Below are 5,601 nucleotides of genomic sequence, written 5' to 3'. Positions count from 1 at the left end.
AGGAGCGGCGGGAGCGGCCGGAGCCGCGGGAACCGCCTCATGGGCGAGCACGGTGGGGAGGGTTCCGCCCGTCCGGACGACCCCGCGGCCACCCGGACCCCGGTGGACAACCGGGTGTGCGAGAGCGATCCGGTCGACGTCGCCAGTGGTGAGGTCCTGCTCACCCAGACCGACGTCGACCTGCCCGGGGTGCTGCCGCTGGTGCTCCGCCGGACGCACGTGTCGTCCTACCGCGCGGGCCGCTTCCACGGCCGGAGCTGGGCATCCACCCTGGACCAGCGGCTGGAGTCCGACCCCGACGGCGTGGTGCTCGTCACCGAGGACGGGATGCTGCTGGTCTACCCACCGCCGGAGGACGGGGAGACGGTGTGGCCCGTCACCGGACCGCGGTGGCCGCTGCACGCCACGTCGACCGGCTGGGCCGTCACCCGCCCGGAGACGGGGCGCACACTGCATTTCGCGGACGGGCAGGACGCCGTCCGCCGGTTGAGTGCGATCAGCGACCGCAACGACAACCGGATCGACATCGACCGGGACCCCACCGGCACGGTGACCGCCGTGCGGCACACCGGCGGCCACCACGTCGAGGTGGACGCCGACGGGGGACGTGTCACCGCGCTGCGGCTGCGCACCGGGACGGGGGACCCCGACCCCGACACCGACACCGACACCGACGATCCCGGCTCGGTCACCCTCGTCCGCTACCGCTACGACGACGCGGGGCGCCTGATCGGGGTAGGCAACTCGTCCGGGCGCGAACTCACCTTCCAGTACGACGATGCCGACCGGATGGTCGGCTGGGCCGACCGCAACGGCCATTGGTACCGCTACCTGTACGACGACGCGGGCCGGTGCGTGGCCAACCACGGGGCCGGCGGTTACCTCAACGGCACCTTCGCCTACGACGACACCGAACGGACCACCCGGTTCACCGACGCGCTCGGCAACACCACGGTGTACCGGTTCGACGAGCGGGGCAACGTGCTCTCCGAGACCGACCCACTCGGGAACACCACGACGTCCGAGTGGGACTCGGCCGACCGGCTCGTGCGGCGCACCGACCCGCTCGGCCGCACCGTCGCCCACGAGTACGACGGGGACGGCAACCGGATTCGCACCACCCGCCCCGACGGCAGCACGGCGCGGGCGGAGTACAACGGGCAGGGCCTGCCGACCACGGTCGTCGATCCGGACGGCGCGTGCTGGCGGCAGGACTACGACGACCGCGGCAACCGGATCTCGGTGACCGACCCCACCGGAGCGGTGACGCGGTACTCCTACGACGAACGGGGGGCCCGGACGTCCGTCACGGACGCGCTCGGACAAACCCGGCACCTCGAGTGCGGTCCCACCGGGCTTCCGGTCGCCGTGACCGACCCGACGGGGACGGTCGTGCGGTACGACCGCGACGACGTCGGCCGCGTCGTGCGGATCGTCGACGGGACCGGGGCGGTGACCCGATTCGGCCGGACCACGGAAGGGCGCTGCACGTGGCGGACCGGCCCGGACGGCAACACCGAACGGTGGACCTACGACGCGGAGGGGAACCGGACCGCACACGTGGGCCCGACCGGGGACACCACCCGGACCGGGTACACGGCCTTCGACCTCCCCGCGGTGCGCGTGAACCCGGACGGCAGCCGGACGACCTACGCCTACGACGCCGGGCTGCGCCTGACCGGCGTGACGGACGCGCTGGGCCGCACGTGGCGTTACGAACGGGACGCGGCGGGCAGGGTCGTGCGCGAGGTCGACTTCGACGGCCGCGAACTGCGCTACACCTACGACGCGGCCGGACAGCTCACGGCGCGGACCAACGGTGCGGGCGAGACGACCGGGTTCCTGTACGACGCGCTCGGCCGGGTCGTCGAACGACGCGCCGGTGACCGCGTCACCACCTTCCGGTACGACCCGGTGGGCCGGATCCTGTCCGCGACGAACCCGGACACCACCGTCGAGTACGAACGCGACGCCCGGGGCCGGGTGACCGCGGAGACCGTGGACGGGCGCACGGTCCGCTCCCGGTTCGACGCACTGGGCAGACGGGTGTCCCGGGTGACGCCCACCGGGGCGGAGAGCACCTGGACCTACGACGCCCGGGATCTTCCCCGCATACTGCGGATGTCCGGGCACACCGTCACGTTCGACCACGACCCCCGCGGACACGAGACCGAACGCCGGTTCGCCGGTGGAGCGACCATCGCCCAGCAGTGGGACGGGACCGGGCGACTCGTCGAGCAGGAGGTCTCGGCCGCCGGGCAGGCACCCGGTGCCCAGGGGCAGCCCCACAGCGTGCACCGGCGTTCCTACCGCTACACGCCGGACGGGAGTCCCGGGGTCGTCGTCGACAGCACCGAGGGCACCACCCGCCTGCAGCTGGACCCGGTGGGCCGGGTCACCGCGCTCGACGGCTACGGGAGGCGCGAGAGCTACACGTACGACCCGGCGGGCAACATCCGCACCGCCACCTGGCGCAGCCACGGCAGCGAGTTCGCCGACGAGCACGGCTACGACGGCAGCCGCCTCACCCGGACCGCGGACCTGGGCTACGAGTACGACGGGCAGGGGCGCGTGGTGTCCCGGCGGCACCACGGGTCCGGGGGCGCACCGCGACGGTGGCGCTACCTGTGGAACGTCGAGGACCAGCTCACCGAGGTCACGACGCCGGACGGCACCCGCTGGCGGTACCGCTACGACGCGCTCGGACGGCGGATCGGCAAGCACCGCCTCTCCCCGGACGGGACGACCGTCACCGAGCGCACGGACTTCACCTGGGACGGGCTGTGGCTCACCGAGCAGGTCTCCAACGGCACGGACGCGATCACGTGGGAGTGGCAGGCCCGGCGGTTCCGGCCGCTGATCCAGTGCCACCGCCGCCGGTCCGCGCACGTGCCGCAGTGGTTCGACCACGCCCTCTACGCCGTCGTCACCGACCTCGTCGGGACACCGACCGAGCTGGTGGACGGTTCGGGGGCGGTCGCATGGCGGGGGCGCACCACGTTGTGGGGGCGCAGCATCATCCGGCGCGCGGACACCGTGTCCACCCCGTGGCGGTTCCCCGGCCAGTACCACGACGCCGAGACCGGGCTGCACTACAACTACTTCCGGTTCTACGACCCGGATGCCGGGCGCTACGTCTCCCCGGACCCGCTCGGCCTGGCCCCCTCCCCCAACCACTACTCGTTCGTGCCCAACCCGCTGCGATGGCTGGACCCGCTCGGCCTGATGGGCTGCGAGGACAACGTGCCTCTCTACCGCAACGTGGACGGCCGGGAGTTCGACTCGATCGCGGAGACCGGCCAGTTCCAGTCCGGTGGTGGGAGCGCGGAGGGCAAGTGGTTCGCGCTGAACGGCGAACATGCGGACCGCTGGGGCGCGGTGCTCAATCAGGGTGACGGTGTGACCATGGAGACCAACGTGCCGCAGGCGGTCGTCGACGACCTCCACCACCACCCGGGAGGGAATCTCGACGGCATCGGTCCGGCCGCGTACGCCGACGGCGACCAGGTCGGACAGATCAATGCGAAGGGCGACGGCATCAGAATCTGGGAAGGCGGGAAGTGACGTGCTGCGGGAGATCGAGAACCCGGTGGCGACGGCCCGGGTCCGGTGGATTCCGGTGGAGGAGGGAGGACGTGCCTCCGGCCCACCGACGGCCGCGGTCTACGCCTCCACCACGACATTCCGGACGGGCGATCCGGTCGAACAGGACGCGGGGTGGCCCGCCACCGACCCCCGGACGATGAGTGTGCTGCTGCAACGGATCGATCCCGAGCCACGGGAGGTGGAGCTGGCGAAGGTCGGGTTCCTCGCCCCGGAGCAGGCACGGCCGTACCTCCGCGAGGGGGCCGAACTGGTCGTCCTCGAAGGTCCGAGACCCGTCGCGGACGCCGTCCTCACCGAGGTTCTCCCCGCGGCGGAGGACACCTGACCACAGCCGCAGAACCACGACCACGGAAGGCTTGCGATGACCGTGCCCGACCCCTCGGCGGACCCGCGGATCCAGGAGGCGATGGCCGACCTGGAACGGGCCGAACTCTCCCTCGACCGTGCCGTCTCCGAGGCCGAGCAACTACAGCAGACGATGCCACCGGGTGGGCTCTCCCAGGAGGACATCGAGCAGATCGAGGAGCACGCCCGCGGCCGGAACGCGCCCGCGGAGCTGCGTGAGCTCCAGCAGCGCATCGACGACGGCGAGCTGTCCTGGAGCGACCTCGCCGCGGGCCGGTTCCTGGACGACCCGGGGGTGCGCGCGGCGCTGGAGGGCGGCGTCGAGGGCATGCGCCAGGCGCACACCATGCTCCAGGAGGGCCACGACCTCGACGAGATCATCGAGCCGGGCGCCCCGCCGGTCGCGATCGAGCGGCCGCAACCGGAACGGGGACACGAGCGCGACGACGGCGACGCGGAGGACGGCGACCCGGACGACGACTTCGGCGGCGGGTCGATCCTGCGCTGATCCCGTCCGCCGGAGCCCCGGCCGACCGGGGCCGCGCGACCCTCGGGGCATGCGGGTCGTGCTCAGTACTCCCCGTGGACGAGGTTCTCCGGGAGTTCCCCCTGGACGTACCGGGCGATCTCGGTCGCCGCCACCGCGTACGACCGGCGGCGCGCCCCGTGCACCGCGCCCGCCACGTGCGGGGTGACGAGCACGTTCGGCAGTGTCCACAACGGATGTTCCGATGGCAGGGGCTCCGGGTCGGTGACGTCGAGCGCGGCCCGCAGTCTGCCGGGCGTCACGTGGCGCAGCAGGGCCGCGGTGTCCACCACCGCTCCCCGCGAGGCGTTGACCAGCATCCCGCCGTCCGGGATCGCGGCGAGGAAGGTCTCGTCGACCATCCCGCGCGTGCGGGAGGTCAGCGGCACCAACAGCACGACCACGTCGCTGTCGGGCAGCAGCGCGGGCAGCTCGTCCACCCCGTGGACCTCCCCGCGGGCGGTGAGACCGACCATCCGCACGCGGGTGTCGAACGGGTCGAGCCGGCGCGCGAGCTGCCGGCCCACGTCGCCCGCGCCGACCACGAGCACCCGTTTGCCCTGCAACGTGTCGGTGGTCCCGGGCGCCCACGAACCCCGGCGCCGGGCGGCGTCGAACCGGCCGAGGTCCCGGCACAGCGACAGGACGGCCGCCATCACCCATTCGGCGGTGCTGCCGCCGTGCGCTCCCCGACAGGTGGACAGCAGCACTCCGGACGGCAGCACGCCCGCCCAGTCCTCGGCGCCCGCCGAGAGCAGCTGGATGAGCCTCAGCCGGGGCATCCACCGCAGGACGGGAGCCAGCTCGGCGGCCCGCGCGCCCGGGATGAGCACCTCCGCCTCGGCCGCCGCGTCCGGCAACGGCCCGTCGTGGGCGTAGCGCACCGGGCACACGCCGTCGACCTCGGACAGGACCCGGATCCCGTCGTCGTCGGGCACCAACACCGTGATCGTCACCCCTCCATCGTGCCGGACGCGCACCCCGGACGCGCACCGCACGCACCGCCCCGCTTACCGGAGGTTCACCTGCGTGCGCCTACGCTGGACGGCGTGCGCACGCGAGTTCGCGGGAGGCCGGGGCCGGTCGCGGCCGTGGCGTGCGGTGTCCTGCTGCTGGCCGGGTGC

General features: G+C 73.2%; 4 protein-coding genes. 3 read left to right on the top strand and 1 reads right to left on the bottom strand.

Translation table 11 applies throughout. The features are described 5' to 3' along the window. Window positions 1-39: 39 nt before the first annotated feature. Genes SACHA_RS22600 through SACHA_RS0116060 form a run of 3 tightly spaced genes read left to right on the top strand, consistent with a single transcriptional unit; the run spans window position 40 to window position 4,459 of the window. Window positions 40-3,564: an RHS repeat-associated core domain-containing protein gene (locus SACHA_RS22600; protein WP_019811370.1), complete on the top strand. Its 3,525-nt coding sequence runs from the start codon at window positions 40-42 to the stop codon at window positions 3,562-3,564. Window position 3,565: 1 nt separating this feature from the next. Then, window positions 3,566-3,931, top strand: coding sequence for a hypothetical protein (locus SACHA_RS0116065; protein ID WP_019811369.1), 366 nt, complete (start codon window positions 3,566-3,568; stop codon window positions 3,929-3,931). Window positions 3,932-3,967: 36 nt separating this feature from the next. Further along, the gene (locus tag SACHA_RS0116060; RefSeq protein ID WP_019811368.1) at window positions 3,968-4,459 is read left to right on the top strand and encodes a hypothetical protein; all 492 of its coding nucleotides are present in this window, start codon (window positions 3,968-3,970) and stop codon (window positions 4,457-4,459) included. Window positions 4,460-4,521: 62 nt separating this feature from the next. On the opposite strand, the gene SACHA_RS0116055 is transcribed toward SACHA_RS0116060, so the two are convergent. Then, entirely contained in the window at window positions 4,522-5,433 is a 912-nt protein-coding gene (locus tag SACHA_RS0116055) for a 2-hydroxyacid dehydrogenase (RefSeq protein ID WP_019811367.1), read from the bottom strand. Window positions 5,434-5,601: the final 168 nt, after the last annotated feature.

It is taken from the genome of Saccharomonospora halophila 8, from assembly GCF_000383775.1.
GTDB classification, from domain to species: domain Bacteria; phylum Actinomycetota; class Actinomycetes; order Mycobacteriales; family Pseudonocardiaceae; genus Saccharomonospora; species Saccharomonospora halophila.
The sequence above is the reverse complement of the archived record's forward strand: the minus strand, read 5'-3'. Positions and strand labels throughout refer to the sequence as shown.

What these genes read in the sequence shown, in the direction of transcription:
- SACHA_RS22600 (WP_019811370.1), top strand. Translation starts at nt 40, where the DNA reads ATGGGCGAGCACGGTGGGGAGGGTTCCGCCCGTCCGGACGACCCCGCG.
- SACHA_RS0116060 (WP_019811368.1), top strand. Translation starts at nt 3,968, where the DNA reads ATGACCGTGCCCGACCCCTCGGCGGACCCGCGGATCCAGGAGGCGATG.